Here is a 20599-nt window from a genome sequence, read left to right on the forward strand (position 1 = left end):
CACACAACCTGCTGGTGTGGTTAAGACGTGGTTGCCGGAAACCACGACTCCGGCCGTTGCTGCTTCCCGATCGTCGCCTGCGACACACGGGAATGCCGCTTGCCCTTGCTTTGCGGCCGGATTGCTGTATAGACGCCCGCAATCTGCCGGTCCTTGCTGGGGGCTGAACGGAGGGCCGGAGGTTTTCAGAACCTTCGTGTGAAGCCGGAAGTGCTTCCGCCTCCCGTGTCTCCGCTCTCGACCGTCTCGTCATGCTCCTTTCTTCCCCCTGCCCCTTCGAGGGTTTGCGGGTCAGAGAAGTTGCAGAGGCTTTTGCCGCCGGGAACCGGGAGAGAAACGAAGAAAGGCATAAGACATAATGGCTCTTTACGAACATGTGTTTCTTGCCCGGCAGGACCTCTCGCAGCAGCAGGTCGATGCGCTTGTCGAACAGTACAAGGGTGTCATCTCCGCAAATGGCGGGTCCGTCGGCCGGGTCGAGAACTGGGGACTGAAGTCCCTCACCTACCGGGTCAACAAGAACCGGAAGGCCTACTACACGCTGATGGACCTGAATTGCCCGGCGGCCGCGCTCAACGAGATGGAGCGCCAGATGGGCCTGTCCGAAGACGTGCTGCGTTTCCTGACCATCAAGGTCGAGGCGCATGAGGAAGGCCCGTCGGCCATGATGCAGAAGCGCGAAGAGCGCTCGGAACGCGGCGGCTTCGGCGACCGTGACCGTGGCGATCGTGGTCCGCGTTCGTTCGGCGATCGTGATCGCGGCGACCGTGGCGATCGTCCGCCGCGCTCGTTCGGCGACGCCGGTGCCGATCGTGGTCCGCGCCGTCCGCGCGAAGGCTTTGAAGGGGGTGCAGAATAATGGTCGACATCAATCAGATCCCGACCCGGCGCCCGTTCCATCGCCGCCGCAAGACCTGCCCGTTCTCCGGCGCCAACGCGCCCAAGATCGACTACAAGGACGTGCGTCTGCTGCAGCGCTACATTTCCGAGCGTGGCAAGATCGTGCCGTCGCGCATCACCGCCGTCAGCCAGAAGAAGCAGCGCGAACTCGCCAAGGCGATCAAGCGCGCCCGCTTCCTCGGCCTGCTGCCCTACGTGGTTCGCTAATATCTCAAATGCGGGCGGTTCGCCGCCCGCTCTTCTCCCACGGCGACGGGCGCCGCAGGGTTGAACATCAAATCCCGGGTTGAGGTCAAAACCTCTAACTGCCGCACAGGCAGGACAGCGACACCAGCGCCAAAGGCGCTCAAGCTTCCTGACCTGTTCCCAAGACATTCGGCGCCGATCTCATCGATCGATTGGCGTCCAACCAAAGGAACAAATCCATGGACGTCATTCTTCTCGAACGCGTTTCCCGCCTCGGCCAGATGGGCGATACCGTCAAGGTCAAGGACGGCTTCGCCCGTAACTTCCTGCTGCCGCAGGGCAAGGCGCTGCGCGCCAACGAAGCCAACAAGAAGAAGTTCGAAGGCCAGCGCGCCCAGCTTGAAGCCCGCAACCTCGAGCGCAAGTCGGAAGCGGCCCAGGTCGCTGAAAAGCTCGACGGCAAGAGCTTCATCGCCGTTCGCTCCGCCGGCGAAACCGGTCAGCTTTACGGTTCCGTTTCGACCCGCGACATCGCCGATCTGCTGACGGCGGAAGGTTTTTCGATCAACCGCAACCAGATCCTGCTCAACCAGCCGATCAAGACCATCGGCGTCACCAATGTGGCGATCGCGCTGCATCCGGAAGTCGAGGTCACCGTCACGCTCAACATCGCCCGCACGGCCGACGAAGCCGAGCGCCAGGCCAAGGGCGAGACGCTGACCACCGCCGAAGCCATCTATGGCGACGACATCAACGACAACGCCCGGCCGGAGAACTTCTTCGATCCGAACACCGAGTTCGAGGGCGACGAAGACAACGCCTGATCACACGTCGCAAGCGATTGGAGCCATGGGGCTGATCACGACTTGACGCCAAGCTCCGATCACTTTGCCGTCATCCAGCCATGCTGGACCAATGCCCGGGCCTCGCGCCCGGGCATTTTTGTGCCAAATGGAACTTTTCGAACCCCTATATATTGTTGCAGACTATGGCGTCGCGCGTCCTTTGGCCGCGCAAAGCACGCTGTGCAACTTTGGTTCGGCGCAAGATCTCCGGCGAAATCGATCCCGATTTTCGCGGTCACGCGCCAAGGCAGCCTGTCTGGCCGAGAGGGGACATTTGGTCATGAATATTCTGTTGAAGCGCGTTCTCGACCGCTTGGTGCGCACCGGCAATCTTAGGGTAACCGGCCCCAAGGGCACGGCGGTGGTTTTCGGCGACGGCAGCGGCGAACCGGTGCACATGCACATCAAGACCGCGCATGCCGAGCGCGCCATCACCTTCGATCCGATGCTGGCGGTGCCTGAAGCCTACATGGACGGCGAACTCGACATTCTCGAGGGCGGCGTGCTGGGCGTGATGCGCATCGCCTTCCAGAACATGGGCAGCGGCGGCATCGACGCCACCTGGTCGAAGGCCATCGAAGGCCTGCGCCACGCCTTCCGCCGGCTGCAGCAGATCAACACCGCCTCGCGCTCGCGGCGCAACGTGCAGCGCCACTACGATCTGTCGGGCGATCTCTACCGGCTCTTCCTCGACGAGGACATGCAATATTCCTGCGCCTATTTCGAGCAGCCGGACATGACGCTCGACGAGGCGCAGGCCGCCAAGAAACGCCACATCGCCGCCAAGCTCCGGCTGAAGGCCGGCCAGACGGTGCTCGACATCGGCTCCGGCTGGGGCGGGCTTGGCCTCTATCTCGCCAAGGCGTTCGACGTCGACGTGCAAGGCGTGACGCTGTCGACCGAGCAGCATGGCGTCGCCACCGACCGGGCGCATGCGCAAGGGCTGGAAAGCCGCGTGCATTTCGAGCTGAAGGACTACCGCGAACTCAACGAGCGTTTCGACCGCATCGTCTCGGTCGGCATGTTCGAGCATGTCGGCGTCAACCACTACCGTACGTTCTTCGACAAGAGCGCGACGCTGCTCAAGCCGGATGGCGTCATGCTGTTGCACACGATCGGCCGTTCCGGCGTGCCGTGGGCGACCAGCGCCTTCATCCGCAAATACATCTTCCCGGGCGGCTACATCCCGTCGCTGTCGGAAGTGATGCCTGCGATCGAGAAGTCGGGCCTGGTCGTCACCGACGTCGAGATCCTGCGGCTCCACTATGCCGACACGCTGAAGCACTGGGGCGAGCGCTTCGCCGCCAATCGCGACAAGGCCAAGGCGATCTATGACGAGCGCTTCTGCCGCATGTGGGAATTCTATCTGGCGGCCTCGGAAGCCGCCTTCCGCTGGCAGGATCTGGTGATCTTCCAGATCCAGATCGCCAAGAAGAACGATACGCTGCCGATGACACGCGACTACATGGCCAAATGCGAAAAAGCGCTCGAGATGCGCGATATGGGGCATCGTGAAACGGCTCCCGTCAAAAAGAGCCCGGCCGCCAAGCCGGCTCGCCGCCGCAAGGTTGCCGACCAGGAATAGCATTGCCGCTTGCCATTGCCGGCGCCTGCACTGAAAAAGGTCCCGTGACCGTCGCGGGACCTTTTTCATGACCTTTGTCCTCTATGCCGCCGCCGCTCTGGCCGAGATCGCCGGTTGCTTTTCATTCTGGGCCTGGTGGCGGCTGGAGAAGTCGCCGCTTTGGCTGCTTCCCGGCCTCGCCTCGCTTGCCCTGTTTGGCTTCCTGCTGGCGCTGGTCGACACGTCAGCCGCCGGTCGCGCCTACGCCGCCTATGGCGGCATCTACATCGTGGCGTCGCTTGGCTGGCTGTGGCTGGTTGAAGGCGTTCGCCCCGACCGCTGGGATCTTGCCGGTGCCGCGCTCTGCATTGCCGGTGCTTCGGTGATCCTTCTCGTCCCGCGGGGCGCTTGAGATGGAGTTGCCTGCCTCCCTTCGCCAAGGTGTCGAGCGTCTGCTCGAAAACGTTCCGCTGGCGGTACTCAAGCAAGCGGCAAAGACGCTGTCCGACCGCTACCGCGCCGAGTTGCGCGACGGCCGTCTGCACATGGCCGAGGATCTGGCGGTGAAGGCCTATCTGGCGACGCGGCTGCCGGCGACCTATGCCGCGATCCGTTCCAGCCTCGACGCGCTGAGCGACGCCAAGCCTGCCTTTCAGCCCAGGACCTTGCTCGATGTCGGCGCCGGCCCTGGCACGGTGCTTTGGGCCGCGACCGATCTGTGGCCCGATCTCGAACAGGCGGTGTTGTTCGAAGCCAGTGCCGCCGTGCGTAAGGTCGGCGAGACGCTTGCCGGCAACACTATTGCCGCCCAGACCAGATGGCTGGCCGGTGATGCCACCATCGACCTTGCTGACATCGAGCCGGCCGATCTGGTTACGTGCGCTTATGTGCTCGATGAAATCGCGCCGGCATCGCAGCCGAAACTCATCGACCGGCTCTGGCAACTCACTGGCGACACGCTCCTGATCGTCGAGCCCGGCACCCCCGCCGGCTGGCAGCGCATCCTTGCCGTGCGCCGGCAGCTGATCGAGGCGGGCGCGCATGTGCTTGCGCCTTGCGCGCATCAGGCGCCCTGCCCGCTGGTCCAGCCCGACTGGTGCCATTTTTCCCGCCGCGTCGCCCGCTCGCGCCTGCATCGGCTGGCCAAGGATGCCGACGTGCCGTGGGAAGACGAGAAATTCATCTACGTCGCGGCTTCTCGCGACGGCCCCACATCACACCAGGCACGAGTTCTTGCGCCACCGAAATCCGGCTCCGGCAAGGTTCTGCTCAAGCTTTGCCAGGACGACGGCACCGCCACCGAGCGCTTGTTCACCAAGCGCGACGGCGCCGACTTCAAGTTGGCCCGGCGATTGGACTGGGGCGACAGGCTGGACAACATCGCAAAATGAACAGTGCCATTGTTCTTGCTTTGTTCCGACGAGTCAGATAGAGATCCACGCCCTGTCGAGTCAACCGGAATCGGGGCACGCGAATACTCTCCTGTGGACGATTGGTTGTTCCTGTGAACAACGGGCATCAAGGTTCTTTGGTTGGGTAGTGATGCAGAAAGGTCAGCACCGACTCATCACGTTCTGATATCGAAAGGCCGGGATTGAAATCGGGGATATCATGGCAGAGGCAGCGCGAAAATTCGGCGTCGCGGAAACACCGCTTTATCGTGAAGCGCCAAACAACATCGAGGCCGAGCAGGCGTTGCTCGGCGCCATCCTCGTCAACAACGACGCCTTCTACCGCGTCTCTGACTTCCTCAAGGCCAGCCATTTCTACGAGCCGCTGCACCGCAAGATCTATGAGGTGGCGTCCGAGTTCATCCGTATGGGCAAGGTGGCGACGCCGATCACACTGAAAACCTTCCTGCCGGCCGACGAGAAGGTTGGCGACATGACGATGGCGCAATATGTCGTGCGGCTGGCGGTCGAGGCTGTGACCGTCGTCAACGCCACCGACTATGGCCGCGCCATCTATGACCTTGCGACGCGCCGCGCGCTGATCACCGTCGGCGAAGACATGGTCAACATCGCCTATGACGCGCCGGTCGACATGGCACCCGGCGAACAGATCGAGGATGCCGAGCGGCGGCTGTTCGAGCTGGCCGAAAACGGCCGCTACGATGGCGGTTTCGAAAGCTTTTCCGATGCGTTGAAGAATGCCGTCGACATGGCCAGCGCGGCCTATATGCGCGATGGCCACCTGTCCGGCATTGCCACCGGCCTGCGCGATCTCGACCATCGCATGGGTGGCCTGCAGCCTTCGGATTTGATCATCATCGCCGGCCGCCCAGGCATGGGCAAGACGTCGCTGGCCACCAACATCGCCTACAACATCGCTGCCGCCTATGAGCCTGCCCAACAGGCCGACGGCTCCGTCAAGGCGGCCAATGGCGGCGTCGTCGGCTTCTTCTCGCTTGAAATGTCGTCGGAGCAGCTGGCCACCCGCATCATCTCCGAGCAGACCGAGATTCCATCATCGAAAATCCGGCGCGGCGATTTGACGGAAGCCGATTTCGGCAAGCTTGTCGCCTACACGCAGGAGAACCACAAGCGCCCGCTCTACATCGACCAGACGGGTGGTATCTCGATCGCCCAGCTCGCGGCGCGCGCCCGCCGCCTCAAGCGCCAGCGCGGGCTGGACCTGATGGTCATCGACTATATCCAGCTGATGCAGGGTTCATCTGCCAAGGCGTCGCAGAACCGCGTCCAGGAAATCACCGAGATCACCACCGGACTGAAGGCGCTCGGCAAGGAGTTGGGCGTGCCGATCATCGCGCTCTCACAGCTCTCGCGTCAAGTCGAAAGCCGCGACGACAAACATCCGCAGCTGTCCGACCTGCGCGAATCGGGCTCGATCGAGCAGGACGCCGACGTCGTGCTGTTCGTGTACCGCGAGGAATATTACATCAAGAACAAGGAGCCGGAGAAAGGCACGCCCGAGCATCTCGCCTGGGAGACGAAGATGATCGAGGTCCAGGGCAAGGCCGAAGTGATCATAGCCAAGCAGCGCCATGGACCGACCGGCACCGTCAGCCTTGCCTTCCAGGGCGAGTTCACCCGCTTCTCCGACCTCGCCGAGGAGCATCATCTGCCGGAAAGGTTCGAGTGACCTATTGAGACAGGTCCCATTCCTTGGCGCCCCCCTCTGTCCTGCCGGACATCTCCCCCTCAAGGGGGGAGATCGGATGGCATCGACGCTTTCGCCAATTTTTGGCGTTGAAAAGAAGGCGCAAGCGCTGAAGCTGCAAATCTCCCCCCTGGAGGGGGAGATGGCCGGCAGGCCAGAGAGGGGCGCTGCCCCGCCAGCCTGTCACGGCGTGGCTTCCATCTAATGGCCAAGTCGCGCGTCCAATTCATCTGCCAAAGTTGCGGATCGGTGCATCAGCGCTGGGCCGGCAAATGCGATGCCTGCGGCGAGTGGAACACGCTGGTCGAGGAAGGCACGTCCGGCGGCATCGGCTCAGGACCAGCCAACACGCGCAACGCCCGCAAGGGACGCGCCGTGGTGCTGACCACGCTGTCCGGCGATATCGAGGACGCGCCACGCATCATCTCGGGCATTGGCGAACTCGATCGCGCCACCGGCGGCGGGTTCGTGCGCGGCTCGGCGCTGCTGGTCGGCGGCGACCCCGGCATCGGCAAGTCGACGCTGCTCACCCAGGCGGCCGCGGCGCTGGCATCAAAAGGCCACCGCATCGTCTATGTCTCGGGCGAAGAGGCGGTCGCGCAGATCAGGCTGCGGGCGCAGCGGCTTGGCGTCGCCTCCTCTCCGGTGGAACTTGCCGCCGAGACCAATGTCGAGGACATCCTGGCGACGATCGCCGACGGCAAGCGGCCTGATCTCGTCATCCTGGATTCGATCCAGACGCTGTGGACCGACCTTGCCGATTCGGCACCCGGAACCGTCACCCAGGTGCGCGCTGCCGCCCAGGCGATGATCCGCTATGCGAAATCCACGGGTGCGGCGATCGTACTGGTCGGCCATGTCACCAAGGAAGGCCAGATCGCCGGGCCGCGCGTCGTCGAGCACATGGTTGACGCCGTGCTCTACTTCGAAGGCGAAGGCGGCCACCACTACCGCATCCTGCGTACGGTGAAGAACCGTTTTGGACCGACCGACGAGATCGGCGTCTTCGAAATGTCGGACAAGGGCCTGCGCGAGGTCGCCAATCCGTCCGAGCTTTTTCTTGGCGAACGCCATGCCAAATCGCCGGGGGCGGCGGTTTTCGCCGGCATGGAGGGGACAAGGCCGGTGCTGGTCGAGATCCAGGCACTGGTCGCACCCTCCTCGCTCGGCACGCCGCGCCGCGCCGTCGTCGGCTGGGACGGCGCCCGGCTGTCGATGATCCTGGCGGTTCTCGAAGCCCATTGCGGGGTGCGATTCGGCAGCCATGATGTCTATCTCAATGTCGCCGGCGGCTACCGGATTTCGGAGCCCGCGGCAGATCTCGCAGTGGCGGCCGCCCTGGTTTCCTCGCTCACCGGTCTTGCCCTTCCCGCCGATTGCGTCTATTTCGGCGAAATCAGCCTTTCGGGCGCCGTGAGGCCGGTTGCGCATGCGCAACAGCGCCTCAAGGAAGCCGAAAAGCTGGGTTTTGGAAGCGCGGTTCTGCCCTCGGGCAGCGGGGAACTGGCCGGGGGGATCGGGGCCGGTTCTTTCCAGCCGACCGAGCTTGCCGACCTCGTGGCACGCATAGCCGGCTCACGCCGAAGCCGCGTGGACGAAGAAGACTAGAGCATCGGACCCAGAGCCCGATGTTCGGCGCTATAATGCGGCTCATGGAGTGGGGCGAAAGACATGCCGATTACGCTGCTTGACGGAATTCTCGTCGGCTTCACTCTGGTCTCGGCGATGCTCGCCATGGTTCGCGGCTTCTCGCGCGAAGTCCTGTCCGTCGTCTCCTGGGCAGCGGCGGCAGCGGCGGCGTTCTTCTTCTACAAGCCGGTCGTGCCTTACCTCGCGCCCTACATCGAGAATGAAAAGGTCGCCATGGCGGCCGCCGCCGGCGTGGTTTTCATCATCGCGTTGATCGTCGTCTCGGTCATCACCATGAAGCTCGCCGACTGGATCATCGATTCCCGGATCGGCGCGCTCGATCGTACGCTCGGTTTCCTTTACGGCGCCGCGCGCGGCATCCTGGTCGTTGCCGTCGCCCTGCTGTTCTTCAACTGGCTGGCCGGCGCCAAGGCGCCAGCCTGGGTCACGGAAGCCAAATCGCGGCCGCTGCTCGAACAAATCGGCGCCAAGCTCGAAAGCCTGCTGCCCGAGGATCCGGAAAACGCGATCCTCAAGAAGCTCAATCCGAATCAGCCGGCCGCCGAGACGCCAGCTGCTCCGGACGCACCGGCGGCGGATGCTCCGGCGGCGGACGCACCGGCGGCGGATGCTCCGGCGGGCGGCGACGATACCAACGCGCCGGTGCCTGACGACAATGACGCAACACCACCGGCGAACAACGCCCCGGCCGCTCCGGCACCGGCGGCACCGGCAAACTGACGCCGAAAAACGGCGTCAGGATCTGACGATGGTGTGAACGACTGCACGGCCCGCGTTGCTTTCGGCGCGAACCCGCATTATATGGCGATTTTAGCGGAGCTTAAGATGGCAGACGCAGACGACGTGCTTTCCGCCGAGGCCGACGACCATTTCCACGACGAATGCGGTGTGTTCGGCATTTTCGGTCGGCAGGACGCTGCGGCCATCGTTACATTGGGCCTGCATGCGCTGCAGCATCGCGGCCAGGAAGCGGCCGGCATCGTTTCCTATGACGGCAGCCAGTTCCATGTCGAACGCCATGTCGGCCTGATCGGCGACACCTTCACCAAGCAGCGCGTCATCGACAGCCTGCAAGGCAACCGCGCCATTGGCCATACGCGCTACGCCACCACGGGGGGCGCCGGCATGCGCAACATCCAGCCCTTTTTCGCCGAATTGGCCGATGGCGGTTTCGCCGTCGCCCACAACGGCAATCTGACCAACGCCATGACCGTGCAGCGCGCGCTGCAGAAGCAAGGCGCGATCTTCTCCTCCACCTCCGATACCGAGACGCTTTTGCACCTCGTCGCCACCAGCAAGGAGCGTGATTTGAACTCGCGTTTCATCGATGCGGTGCGGCAGGTCGAGGGCGCTTTCTCTCTGGTGGCGATGACGGCCAAGAAGATGATCGGCTGCCGCGATCCGCTCGGCATCCGGCCGCTGGTGCTGGGCGATCTCGACGGCGCCTGGATCCTGGCCTCCGAAACCTGCGCGCTCGACATCATCGGTGCGCGTTTCGTGCGCGACCTGAAGCCCGGCGAGATGGTCGTCGTCACGTCCAAGGGCATCGAGAGCCTGTTCCCCTTCGAGCCGCAGAAGACCCGCTTCTGCATCTTCGAATATGTCTATTTCGCGCGGCCGGATTCCTCGGTCGAAGGCCGCAACGTCTATGAGGTGCGCAAGCGTATCGGCGCCGAGCTGGCGGTCGAAAGCCCGGTCGAGGCCGACATCGTCGTGCCGGTGCCGGATTCGGGCACGCCGGCGGCGATCGGCTTCAGCCAGGCGGCCGGCATTCCCTTCGAGCTCGGTATCATCCGCAATCATTATGTCGGCCGCACCTTCATCCAGCCGGGCGATTCGATCCGCCATATGGGCGTCAAGCTGAAGCACAATGCCAACCGCCGCATGATCGAAGGCAAGCGCGTGGTTCTGGTCGACGACAGCATCGTGCGCGGCACCACCAGCCAGAAGATCGTGCAGATGGTGCGCGACGCCGGCGCCAAGGAGGTGCATATGCGCATCGCCTCACCGCCGACACGCGCCTCCTGCTTCTACGGTGTCGACACGCCGGAGAAATCGAAGCTCCTGGCATCGCGCATGTCGATCGAGGAGATGGCCGAGTTCATTCGCGTCGATTCGCTTGGCTTCCTCACCATTGACGGGCTCTACCGCGCGGTCGGCGAGGCCAGCCGCGACAACGACCAGCCGCAATTCTGCGATGCCTGCTTCACCGGCCAGTACCCGACCCGCCTGCTCGACTTCGAAGGCCACGACAATGTGCGCACGCTGTCGCTGCTGGCGACAAGCGGGACGTAGGCCGGACCGCCATCAGCGTTAGTCAATTCCCGGAATCCATCGCATGACCCTCGACCTTTCCGGCCGCGTTGCGGTCGTCACCGGCGCCTCGCGCGGCATCGGCTATTTCATTGCCAAGGAATTGGCTGCCGCCGGCGCGCATGTCATTGCGGTGGCTCGTACTGTCGGCGGGCTGGAAGAGCTCGACGACCAGATCAAGGCGGCCGGCGGCCAGGCGACACTGGTGCCGCTCGACCTCGCCGACATGGCCGGCATCGACCGCCTGGGCGGCGCCATCCACGAACGCTGGGGCAAGCTCGACATTCTCGTCGCCAATGCCGGCGTTCTCGGCGTCATTTCGCCGATCGGTCATGTCGAAGCAAAAACCTTCGAGAAGGTGATGACCATCAACGTCACCTCGACCTGGCGGCTGATCCGCTCGGTCGACCCTCTGCTGCGGCTCTCCGATGCTGGCCGCGCGATCATCCTGTCTTCCAACGCCGCGCACTCGGCGCGCGCCTTCTGGGCACCCTACGCGGCATCCAAGGCCGCGGCGGAGACGATGATGCGCTCCTGGGCGCATGAGACGCAGAGCCTGCCGCTCAGGGTGAACGCCGCTGACCCCGGCGCCACCCGCACCGCCATGCGTGCCCAGGCAGTGCCGGGCGAAGATCCCGAGACGTTGCCGCATCCCTCCGAGATCGCCAAGCGGATCGTGCCGCTGGCCAGCCCGGACCTGAAAGAGACCGGATTGATCTTCCAGGCCAAGCACAATCGCTTCGTCGCCTATAGGCAGCCGGAATAAACTTGAGCCTTTTTTTGACGCATGTCGGTTTCCCAAAAACCGCTGCGCACTTTTAAGCGACATGCGTAGGGATTAAACAGGCCTCCGGAAACGTTTCTTCGACGTAGTCGAAGCCCAAACCGGAGGAACCACCATGCGCAAACTGCTTCTCGCCACCGCGGCCATCCTGATCGCAGCCGCGGGCGCCGCTTACTCGCAAGATGCCAAGATGAGCTTCTTCGTCACCAGTGTCGGTTCCGGCAAGGGTGCCGACCTCGGCGGCCTCAAGGGTGCTGACGCGCATTGCGCATCGCTGGCGGAAGCCGCCGGCGTCACCGGCAAGAGTTGGGCCGCCTATCTGTCGACCAGCGACACCGACGCCCGCGACCGTATCGGCAAGGGGCCGTGGGTGAACGCCAAGGGCGTCAAGATCGCTGACGACGTCGCCTCGTTGCACAGCGATGCCAACGGCATCACCAAGCAGACGGCGCTCAACGAGAAAGGCGAAGTGGTCAACGGCCGCGGTGACACGCCGAACCGCCACGACGTGCTGACCGGCTCCAAGCCCGACGGCACCAAGATCGCCGACCAGACCTGCGGCGACTGGACGATGAGCGGGGCGGAAGGCGCCGCGATGATGGGCCATCACGACCGTACCGGCCTCGACGATTCGGCAGCCGCCAAATCCTGGAATTCCTCGCACGCCTCGCGCGGCGGCTGCAGCCAAGAGGCGCTGAAGGGCACCGGGGGCGATGGCTTGTTCTATTGTTTTGCCACCAACTGAGCCGATTGCGCTTCGAAATCGGGCTGGGAAACCCGCCGTCACATCACGCGGCTGTGATTTGGCGGCGGGAAGCTGTGCGGCGGTCATGCTTTCGTCATTTCCATGGAGTTGGTAGGGTCACAGCGACTCCCACAACAAGCGCCCAACTGGCAGAACAAGGAAATCCCCATGGCTACGACCGCAGCAGCGTTGGTCTGGTATCTGGTAATCGCCGGCCCGCAAGGCGGCATGGTCGTGCTGCCCAGCACCTTCGACAAGCGCGAACAATGCACCGCCGCCATCACCGAATATCAGAAGCAGCCGACACCGGCCGGCTGGTCGGTGCAATGCGTGCCGAGCGCCTCGCCCTTCACCGACGAGGGTGACGCCGAAGAACCGTCAGCACAGTAGGCGTCAGCGGCGTGCGCTGACCGTCAGTTCCGGCTTCTGGCTGATGGTCTGGAATACCACGCAATAACGCTCGGTCAGCTTCAGCAGCGAGTCTATCCGCTCCTGCGGCTCATCGGTATCGAGGTTGAAATTGAGCCGGATGGCGCGAAAGCCGACCGGCGCATCCTTGGCGACACCGAGCGTGCCGCGAAAATCGAGATCGCCTTCAGCCTCTACCGCGGCGGCGCCGAGTTTGAACTCGAGCGCCGTCGCCACCGCCTTCAGCGTCACCCCGGCGCAGGCGACCAACGCCTCCAGCAGCATGTCGCCCGAGCAGAGCTCAAGGCCTGAGCCGCCTGTTGCCGGATGCAGGCCGGCGATGGCGAGCGCCCTGCCCGTCTCCACCTTGCAGGCAACCGACTGGTCGTCGATCGAGCCCTTGGCGCGAAGCGTGATCATGGCCTGCGAAGCGTCGTCACGATAGGCCTGCTTCAGCGGCGCCTGCATGGCCTTCAGTTCGGTCGCATCCATCCGCTTTCCCCTTTCGTCGACTGCTTGCGTCACCGGCATGCGCCGTCCGGTCAAGATTTGCGCCGATCACCTTGGGAAGGCAATGCCATTCCGCAACAGGTGCCAGCCGCCTACACCGATATCCCAAATGGGACATTGACGGACAAGGTCCCAAAAAAGTCTGATCCGGGCAAGTCATCACTCCATTTCCCGGCGGTCCCCGATGCCTCGAACCCTCTCGACAAGGCCGAAACAGGATGGGTTTCGCGCGCCCGGCGAATTCGAACCCAAGTCAGGCTGCTGGATGATCTGGCCGGAGCGGCCGGACACCTGGCGCCTCGGCGCCAAGCCCGCGCAAAAACTGTTCGCCGATGTCGCCGCGGCGATCGCGCAAAGCGAGCCGGTGACGGTGGCGGCTTCTGCTCGCCAGTGGCAGAATGCCCGAGCGCGATTGCCCGGTCATGTGCGCGTCGTGGAAATGTCCACCAACGATTCCTGGCTGCGCGACAGCGGTCCCAATTTCGTCGTCAACGATCAAGGCGACGTGCGTGGCGTCGATTGGATCTTCAACGCCTATGGCGGTTTTGACGGCGGCCTCTATTCGCCATGGGACCTGGATGACCTTGCGGCGCAAAAAGTGCTCGAAATCGAGAACATGGATCGCTACCGCGCACCTCTGATCGCCGAGGGTGGCGGGTTGCAGTGCGACGGTCAGGGCACGCTCATCACGACGGAGCAATGCCTGCTCAACCGAAATCGCAACGCTCATCTCGGCAAGGCCGAGGTGGAGCGCCAGCTTGGCGACTATCTCGGTGTCGACACCGTCATCTGGCTGCCACGCGGCTTTGCCTTCGACGAGACCGACGGCCATGTCGACGACGTTTGCTGCTTCGTGCGCCCCGGTGTGGTCGTGCTGAGCTGGACCGACAATCGGGAAGACCCGCAATACGATATCGTGCGCGAAGCCGAAGAGGTGCTGCGTTCGGCTCGTGATGCGAAGGGCCGCGCGCTGGAAGTTCACCGGCTGCCCCACCCTTTGCCGATCGAGATGACGCCGGAAGAAAGCGACGGCGTGGACCGGCTGGATTCGACCTGGGCGCGACCGGCCGGAAACCGGATCGCGGCGAGCTACATCAACTACTATCCGGGCAACAGCGTTGTGGTGGTACCGCAGTTCGGCTGCGATCTCGATGTGAAGGCCAAGCGGACGCTGGCCGATCTGTTTCCCGACCACCGAATAGTCGGGATCGAAAACTCGCGAGAGATCCTGCTGGGCGGCGGCAATGTCGCCTGCATCACCTTGCCGGTCTATGCCCCGCAACGACGTTGAGGGACGGAGCATGCCGAGAACACATAGCGAAAACGGAGGACATTCATGCGCGCTCTGATCTTCTCAACCCTGCTTGCCTGCGGCGTCTGCGCAAATGCGGCTTCGGCGGACGAGGAAAAGATCGTCAACGTCTACAACTGGTCCGACTACATCGCGCCGGACACGGCCGAGAAATTCGAGAAGGAAACGGGAATCAAGGTTCGTTACGACGTCTATGACGGCAACGAGGTGCTTGAGACCAAGCTGCTCACCGGCGGCTCGGGATATGACGTGGTCTACCCTTCAGCCTATCCGTTCCTCAAGAACCAGGTGAAAGCAGGGGCTTTCCTGGAACTCGACAAATCGAAGCTTGCGAACCACTCGAAGATCGATCCGCAAGCCCTCGCGCTGATCGCCGGCGCCGACCCGCAGAACCTGCATGCAGTGCCCTATATGGCGGTCACCGACGGCATTGGCTACAACGTCGCTGCGGTGAAGCAGCGGCTGCCGGACGGGCCGACAGATTCCTTCGCCATGGTCTTCGACGTCGATGTGGTCAAGAAGCTGTCCGATTGCGGTGTAGCTATCATCGATGCGCCGGCTGAAGTCATCCCGATGGCGATGAACTACCTTCACATCAACCCCAAATCGACCAGTCCCGACGACCTCGCCAAGGTCGAGGACCTGCTGGTCAAGGTGCGGCCCTACATCCGCTATTTCCATTCGTCGAAATACATCAACGACCTCGCCAACGGTGACATCTGTGTGGTGTTGGGCTGGTCGGGCGACATACTCCAGGCAAGGACCCGTGCGGCGGAATCCGTAAAGAAGCTGGAGATCGCCTATTCCATCCCCAGAGAAGGCACGCTCATCAACTTCGATACGATGGCGGTACCGAAAGATGCGCCGCATCCCGACAACGCCCAGGCCTGGATCAACTTCAATCTGCGGCCCGATATCGCCGCGGCCAATTCCAGCTATGTCTCCTACGCCAATGCGATACCGGAGTCCCTGCCGCTGATGGACAAGGCCATAGCCAGCGATCCCGGCGTCTTTCCGCCTGATGCCGTGAAGGCCAAGCTGTTCGTGGTGGACAACAACGACCCAAAGCTGCTGCGATCCCAAAACCGCATGTGGACGCGCATCGTGACGGGACAATAGAGCAATTCCGGAAAAAGTGCGCAGCGGTTTTCCCGGGAAAAGCGCGTAGCGCTTTCCCTTGGGAATTGCGTCAAAGCAAAAAGACAGAGCCGGGCGGAAGCCGTCAGGCTCAAGCGGCTTCGCGGATGGCCGCCAGCAACTCGACCTGGGAGTGCACGCCGAGCTTGCGATAGATCTGCTTGATGTGGTTGCGGACGGTCCCGGGCGAGATGGCGAGGCATCGCGAAATCGTCTTGGCGTTGCCACCATCGACCAGATGTCGCGCAATCTCGGTCTCGCGCCTGCTCAGCCGCGAGCGAGCGTCACCGATTGCGGCGCCCTTGTGCCGGAAGCGGCACAGATGGAGCAATCTTTCCAAAATGAGCCTTGTCGCGCTGCTTGCCGCGCAAGCCGTCGCCAGATCCTGCTCGCCAAAGGGTGCCGCCCCGTTTCGCCTGAGAAAAGTGACGTAGCCAGCGGTCAGCCGGTCGAGATTGAACACGCCGGTGATCTCGTCGAAACTGTCGGAAGGGCCGAAGAATTCGCGATAGTAGGGAGTCCGCTGGAAGTCGCCATTGCGGAGTGCCGACAGCGGCAACAGGAAATCCTGCCTTGTGCTGGCGAACCTCTGGAAGAAGGGATCCTGGCGATACAGTCGTGCATCGTAGTCGCGGTTCCAGCGATCGGGACCGGCATCGTCGATGGTCAGGGATGTGATGTCGCGACGGTAAAAGCCGACATAGGCGCGGTCGGAGCCAAGCAACTCGCTCGCCGCTGCCGTGAAGCGAGCCGACAATTCTTCGGGTGTCACGGCAACGGCCGCAGCGGCGACACCGCCGCTCCAGCGCCCAAACTGATCGAGGGAAAGGTTCGACTGCATTCCAATTCATACTAGGCATGATGCCGAAAAGTGTGAAGCGGTTTTCGGACGGCATCATGCTCCATCTGTTTGATTTAGAGCCGGATTCAGATTTCAGGTCGATCGACCTGAAATCATCCGGCTCTAGCGCAAGCCGTTGCAAGTTCAAATCAGCCATTTCCTTTGACTTCGACCCTCTCGGCCATACCTATGCGGGAGTCGTTGTCGCGGAGCCATCATGCCGGTCAAATTGAAACTGATCTGCCTTATCCTGCCGATGCTCGCCGTCCTGGCGCAGCCCGTCCTGGCTGAAACGGCGGAGCGGCCAGCGCCCTCGGGCGGCGTGCTATCCCTGCTGCCGCCGCCGCAGACCACCAACCATTCGATCACGCTGGCCGGGCGCAAGCTGGATTACCAGGCAAAGGCGGCGACCCTGTCGCTGCTATCGGGCAAGGGCGACGTCACGGCGGAGATCTTCTACGTCGCCTACACACTGGAGCCGCCGGCAAGCGGGGCCAAAGACCAGCAGCGGCCGATCACCTTCGTGTTCAACGGCGGCCCTGGAGCAGCGTCCACCTATCTGCATATCGGCGCACTCGGTCCACGGATAATCGCGACGGGAGCCGACGGCGAATTCCTGCCGTCACCGCAAAGACTGATCGACAATCCGGACAGCTGGCTCGACATGACCGATCTCGTCTTCGTCGATCCGGTGGGAACAGGCTATAGCCGCGAGGCACCGGGTCAGGACACGCGCGATTTCTGGGGCGTAAACCAGGATGCCGGCTCGATAGGCGCCTTCATCCGGCTCTATCTCGCACAGAACGGCCGCACCGGGTCGCCGCTGTTCCTCGCCGGCGAAAGCTATGGCGGGTTCCGCGCAGCGCTGCTCTCCAGGACGTTGCAGGAAGATATCGGCATCAGTCCGAACGGCATCGTGCTGATCTCCCCGGCGCTGGAGTTCACGCTGGTGCAGCCCGACGAATTCGAGCCGCTGCATTGGGCGCTCGAACTGCCTTCACTGGCGGCGGTGCGCCTGCGCGCCGAAGGCGTCAGCGGCGACGCGTTGCGGGAGAAGCTGGCAGACGTCGAACATTATGCGATGGGCGATTACCTCACGGCAATCACCAGCGGACTGGAGCAAGGCAGGCGGCTGGCCAGCCAACGCGTGGCTGACATCACCGGCCTGCCGCTCGACCTGGTGCAGCGGAACTCCGCCCGCATCCCCACCGGCCTGTTCGCAAGGGAGTTCGCCCGCGCCAGCGGCAAGGTGCTCAGCCCATATGACGCCACGATCGGCACGGCCGACATCGCGCCCGAGAGCGCCCGCATCGCCGGCCCGGATCCTGTGCTCGACCGCAGCGTACCGGCGCTGACGTCGGCGTTCGTCGGCTATATCAGCGACGAACTGCATTTTCGCACCGATGTCAGCTATCGGCTGCTCAATGGCGAAATCAGCCACAATTGGGATTACGGGACCAGCGCCTCGCGGCAAGGCTATGCCGGGGTGATGGACGATCTGCAGCGAGCACGCTCGCTGAACCCTTCGCTCGGCGTCGTGATCGTCAACGGCTACACCGACCTGGTGACACCTTACCTCGCCTCGCGCTACCTAGTGAACCAGATCCCGTTGCTCGCCAATGCCAAGCCCATCCGTCTCGACGTCGTCGAGGGCGGACACATGATGTATTTCAGATCCGATGGTCGGCGCGCGCTGAAAGAAGCCGCTTCGGAACTCTATCAGGCGACGCAATAGAGTTGGCGACAGTGCAACTCGCCATGGACCCCTGCCCCAACATAAGCACCGGGCTGGCGTAGCGCCGCAGCGACTTTCGCCCGTATAGCTTGGTGCCGAGGGAGCTGAATTCCCGGGTCCCTCGTGTCGCTCCTCACAGCATTTCTGCCGCTCCGGCAATTTTGGTCCCGCGCGCCTCATGGCCGATATCGCCATTCTCGAAACACGCGAGCGGGTTCTTGCAGGTATCCTGCTGACCGGTGCGGCCTATCTCTTGTTTTCGACACAGGATGCTTCGATCAAGCTGTTGGTCGTCGGCATGAGCGTCTGGCAGATCATGTTCTTCCGCAGCATCACCATTCTGGGTGCGTGCGCGGCGATCGGCGGACGACAGTTATTTGCCGACACGATGCGCTCGCCGATCGTGCGGCCGATGCTGGTGCGCAGCGCCTTCACGCTTGCTGCGTGGCTCTGCTACTACAACGCCGCGCGCAGCCTGCAGCTCGCCGAACTGACCACCGTCTATTACGCGGCCCCGATCATCGTCACCGTGCTTTCGGTGTTTCTGCTCGGCGAAAAAGTACCGATGCTGCGCTGGCTGGCGGTGCTGATCGGCTTTGCCGGCGTGTTCATCGCTTGCGATCCAACCCATCTCGGCCTGTCCGTACCGGTGCTGCTGGTTCTGGCGGCCGCCTTTTTGTGGGGCATCGCCATCGTGCTCTTGCGCAGGACCGCCCTTGCCGAGCGCTCGATGATCCAGCTCCTGCTCAACAATTTCTATTTCCTGCTTTTTTCGGCGGTGCCGGCGCTGCTCTGGTGGCAGACGCCAAACCTGGCGCAGTTGCTGCTGCTTGCCAGCGTCGGCGCACTCGGCGGCCTGGCACAATACCTTCTCTTCGAAGGCATGAAGCGCACGCCGGCCTCGGTTCTGGCGCCGCTGGAATACACCTCGCTGTTGTGGGCGTTCGCGCTCGGCTTTGCCATCTGGGGCGACGTGCCGCGCCGCGAAGTCTTCCTGGGCGCTGCTCTGATCGTCGCCGCCGGCCTGCTGATCGTCGGCGCCGAGCATTTCCGCAAACGGCTGTGATGTGGGTTACCATGATTGCTGACACTACGATGTCAGCACCAAGCGGCGTAGGCTGGGTTGCATGAATGACATTGCAGCCGCCACCGACACCGCCGCGGAGCGCACGCTCGGCATCATCCTGGTGTCGTCCTCGGCCGCCGTCTTCGGCCTGACGGGCGTGCTGACGAAATCGATCCACGCCGACCCGTTGACCATCATCTGCTGGCGCGGCTTTGTCGGCGCGATCCTGATCAGCCTGTATGTGCTGTGGCGGCGTCACCGTTCCGGTGGGCGTGAGACCCTGCGGCTTGGCTGGCGCGGCTGGCTGCTGGCGGTGGAAGGCGCGCTGGCCAGCATCGCCTTCATCTCGGCGTTCAAGTTCACCTTCGTCGCCAATGTCGCCGTCATCTATGCCACAGCACCTTTCGTCACGGCGCTGCTGGCCTGGGTTCTGACGCGCGAGCCCTTCCGGTTGCAGACGATGGTCGCCGCCGCCGTGTCGCTGTGCGGCGTGGCGATCATGGTCTGGTCCGGCTTCGGCACCGGCAATCTGTTCGGCGACGGACTGGCACTGCTGATGACCATCGGCAGTGGCCTTTACATGATCATGGTACGCGCCTTCCGCGACACGCCGGTCGTGTGGGCCGGTGCGGTGTCGGCCTTCCTTCTGTTCGTGCTCGGCTGGTTCGTCACCGATCCGCTGGCGGTTTCGCCGAGGGATGCAGTTCTGCTCGCCACTTTCGGCGCGTCCTTCGCGCTGTCCTCGATCCTGTGGACGGAGGGCGCGCGGCTCATTCCGCCCGCCGAATCCGGACTGCTCGGCTCGGCCGAAGTGCCGTTCGCGATCCTGTTTGCCTTCCTGTTCCTGGGCGAGATTGCCCCAGTCGCCAGCATGATCGGCGGCGTCATCGTGTTGTGTGCGGTGTTCGCCCATGCGGGGCGGGATTGGCTGATGGCCCGCTCGCAACGCACGACGTCAAATATTTCTTAAAAAAGTGACACAGTCACGGAACCATCATCCGGGTCAGGCATTATTGCTGCGACGGGCCATCCCCAAGTCCCCCCAAAACCCCTCGGCCCGTCCTACTCCAAGCCGACCGTAAGGTCGGCTTTTTCTTTGCCACTTGGCGACCGCAAGGTCGATTTCTTTGGGCATTCAGCCCGACAAGGCAAGGTTGCCGCTGAGCAGGGTCGCCAGATCGGCTGCCGGTCCATCGGCACCGGCGCGCAGCCGGATGGCGAACTCAGCCAAAGGCACCTGCGGCAGGCCAAGCTCGCGCGGCGCCTCGATAATCCCGGAATGGGCAAAGCGGGCCGTTCGCAGCGTCAGTGCGACACCGGCGTTCACCGCTGTGCGCAGCCCAGCCAGACTGGCGCTGCCGGCAGCGATGCGGTAGCGGCGGCCGGCGGCATCGAGTGCGGCAAGTGCCGCTTCGCGAAAACCGCAATATGGATCGAGCAGCGCCAGCGGCAGTTCCGCCTGCCGCGTGGCCAGCCCCTTTTG

The 20599-nt window shown here is 63.3% G+C and carries 20 protein-coding genes and 1 pseudogene; 18 read left to right on the forward strand and 3 right to left on the reverse strand.

All coding sequences use genetic code 11. The features are described from left to right. Positions 1–358 precede the first annotated feature (358 nt). From rpsF to EN955_RS12475, 13 genes are all read left to right on the forward strand, one after another. Positions 359–859 (forward strand): 30S ribosomal protein S6, encoded by a 501-nt coding sequence (rpsF, locus tag EN955_RS12410; RefSeq protein ID WP_013532520.1) that lies wholly within the window; start codon positions 359–361, stop codon positions 857–859. Further along, on the forward strand, positions 859–1107 hold the full coding sequence (gene rpsR / locus EN955_RS12415) for a 30S ribosomal protein S18 (protein ID WP_006203718.1): 249 nt from the start codon (positions 859–861) through the stop codon (positions 1105–1107). The genes rpsF and rpsR overlap by 1 nt, the downstream gene beginning before the upstream one ends. Before the next feature lie 218 nt (positions 1108–1325). Continuing rightward, positions 1326–1910 (forward strand): 50S ribosomal protein L9, encoded by a 585-nt coding sequence (rplI, locus tag EN955_RS12420; RefSeq protein WP_013532521.1) that lies wholly within the window; start codon positions 1326–1328, stop codon positions 1908–1910. 301 nt (positions 1911–2211) lie between these two features. Continuing rightward, positions 2212–3516: a cyclopropane-fatty-acyl-phospholipid synthase family protein gene (locus tag EN955_RS12425; RefSeq protein WP_024504321.1), complete on the forward strand. Its 1305-nt coding sequence runs from the start codon at positions 2212–2214 to the stop codon at positions 3514–3516. 67 nt (positions 3517–3583) lie between these two features. After that, a complete protein-coding gene (locus tag EN955_RS12430) occupies positions 3584–3907 on the forward strand; it encodes a YnfA family protein (RefSeq protein ID WP_013532523.1) in 324 nt (107 codons plus the stop codon). Position 3908: 1 nt separating this feature from the next. Next, on the forward strand, positions 3909–4886 hold the full coding sequence (locus EN955_RS12435) for a small ribosomal subunit Rsm22 family protein (RefSeq protein WP_024504322.1): 978 nt from the start codon (positions 3909–3911) through the stop codon (positions 4884–4886). Between the two features lie 220 nt (positions 4887–5106). Continuing rightward, positions 5107–6597 carry a replicative DNA helicase gene (locus EN955_RS12440; RefSeq protein ID WP_013532525.1) on the forward strand — a complete coding sequence of 497 codons (1491 nt, stop codon included), beginning with the start codon at positions 5107–5109 and terminating at the stop codon, positions 6595–6597. 222 nt (positions 6598–6819) lie between these two features. Continuing rightward, positions 6820–8223 (forward strand): DNA repair protein RadA, encoded by a 1404-nt coding sequence (radA, locus tag EN955_RS12450; RefSeq protein ID WP_013532526.1) that lies wholly within the window; start codon positions 6820–6822, stop codon positions 8221–8223. 63 nt (positions 8224–8286) lie between these two features. Beyond that, the gene (locus tag EN955_RS12455) at positions 8287–8985 is read left to right on the forward strand and encodes a CvpA family protein (RefSeq protein ID WP_024504323.1); all 699 of its coding nucleotides are present in this window, start codon (positions 8287–8289) and stop codon (positions 8983–8985) included. A 105-nt stretch (positions 8986–9090) separates the two neighbouring features. Further along, a complete protein-coding gene (purF, locus tag EN955_RS12460) occupies positions 9091–10560 on the forward strand; it encodes an amidophosphoribosyltransferase (RefSeq protein ID WP_013532528.1) in 1470 nt (489 codons plus the stop codon). A gap of 43 nt (positions 10561–10603) precedes the next feature. Next, positions 10604–11344 carry an SDR family NAD(P)-dependent oxidoreductase gene (locus EN955_RS12465; RefSeq protein ID WP_024504324.1) on the forward strand — a complete coding sequence of 247 codons (741 nt, stop codon included), beginning with the start codon at positions 10604–10606 and terminating at the stop codon, positions 11342–11344. Between the two features lie 133 nt (positions 11345–11477). Next, on the forward strand, positions 11478–12107 hold the full coding sequence (locus tag EN955_RS12470; RefSeq protein ID WP_013532530.1) for a hypothetical protein: 630 nt from the start codon (positions 11478–11480) through the stop codon (positions 12105–12107). A 168-nt stretch (positions 12108–12275) separates the two neighbouring features. Beyond that, positions 12276–12497 (forward strand): hypothetical protein, encoded by a 222-nt coding sequence (locus EN955_RS12475; protein WP_013532531.1) that lies wholly within the window; start codon positions 12276–12278, stop codon positions 12495–12497. 3 nt (positions 12498–12500) lie between these two features. Here EN955_RS12475 and EN955_RS12480 read toward each other — a convergent pair whose 3' ends face one another. Further along, positions 12501–13007: an OsmC family protein gene (locus EN955_RS12480; protein WP_013532532.1), complete on the reverse strand. Its 507-nt coding sequence runs from the start codon at positions 13005–13007 to the stop codon at positions 12501–12503. A gap of 202 nt (positions 13008–13209) precedes the next feature. On the opposite strand from EN955_RS12480, the gene aguA reads away from it, so the two are divergent. Then, on the forward strand, positions 13210–14316 hold the full coding sequence (aguA, locus tag EN955_RS12485) for an agmatine deiminase (RefSeq protein ID WP_024504325.1): 1107 nt from the start codon (positions 13210–13212) through the stop codon (positions 14314–14316). A gap of 45 nt (positions 14317–14361) precedes the next feature. Next, entirely contained in the window at positions 14362–15456 is a 1095-nt protein-coding gene (locus EN955_RS12490; protein ID WP_024504326.1) for a polyamine ABC transporter substrate-binding protein, read from the forward strand. 109 nt (positions 15457–15565) lie between these two features. Here the strand turns inward: EN955_RS12490 and EN955_RS12495 are convergent, their stop codons facing one another. Beyond that, a complete protein-coding gene (locus EN955_RS12495) occupies positions 15566–16315 on the reverse strand; it encodes a LuxR family transcriptional regulator (protein ID WP_024504327.1) in 750 nt (249 codons plus the stop codon). A gap of 217 nt (positions 16316–16532) precedes the next feature. Between EN955_RS12495 and EN955_RS12500 the strand changes: the two genes are divergently transcribed. From EN955_RS12500 to EN955_RS12510, 3 genes are all read left to right on the forward strand, one after another. Further along, a complete protein-coding gene (locus EN955_RS12500) occupies positions 16533–18050 on the forward strand; it encodes a peptidase S10 (protein WP_024504328.1) in 1518 nt (505 codons plus the stop codon). A gap of 178 nt (positions 18051–18228) precedes the next feature. Beyond that, on the forward strand, positions 18229–19116 hold the full coding sequence (locus EN955_RS12505) for a DMT family transporter (RefSeq protein ID WP_024504329.1): 888 nt from the start codon (positions 18229–18231) through the stop codon (positions 19114–19116). A gap of 61 nt (positions 19117–19177) precedes the next feature. Next, positions 19178–20086 (forward strand): DMT family transporter, encoded by a 909-nt coding sequence (locus EN955_RS12510; protein ID WP_024504330.1) that lies wholly within the window; start codon positions 19178–19180, stop codon positions 20084–20086. 165 nt (positions 20087–20251) lie between these two features. Here the strand turns inward: EN955_RS12510 and EN955_RS12515 are convergent. Then, positions 20252–20599 (reverse strand): annotated as a pseudogene (locus EN955_RS12515) (LysR family transcriptional regulator); the annotation flags it as partial.

Source organism: Mesorhizobium sp. M7A.F.Ca.CA.001.04.2.1 (genome assembly GCF_003998485.1).
In the GTDB taxonomy this organism is placed as follows: Bacteria; Pseudomonadota; Alphaproteobacteria; order Rhizobiales; family Rhizobiaceae; genus Mesorhizobium; species Mesorhizobium ciceri.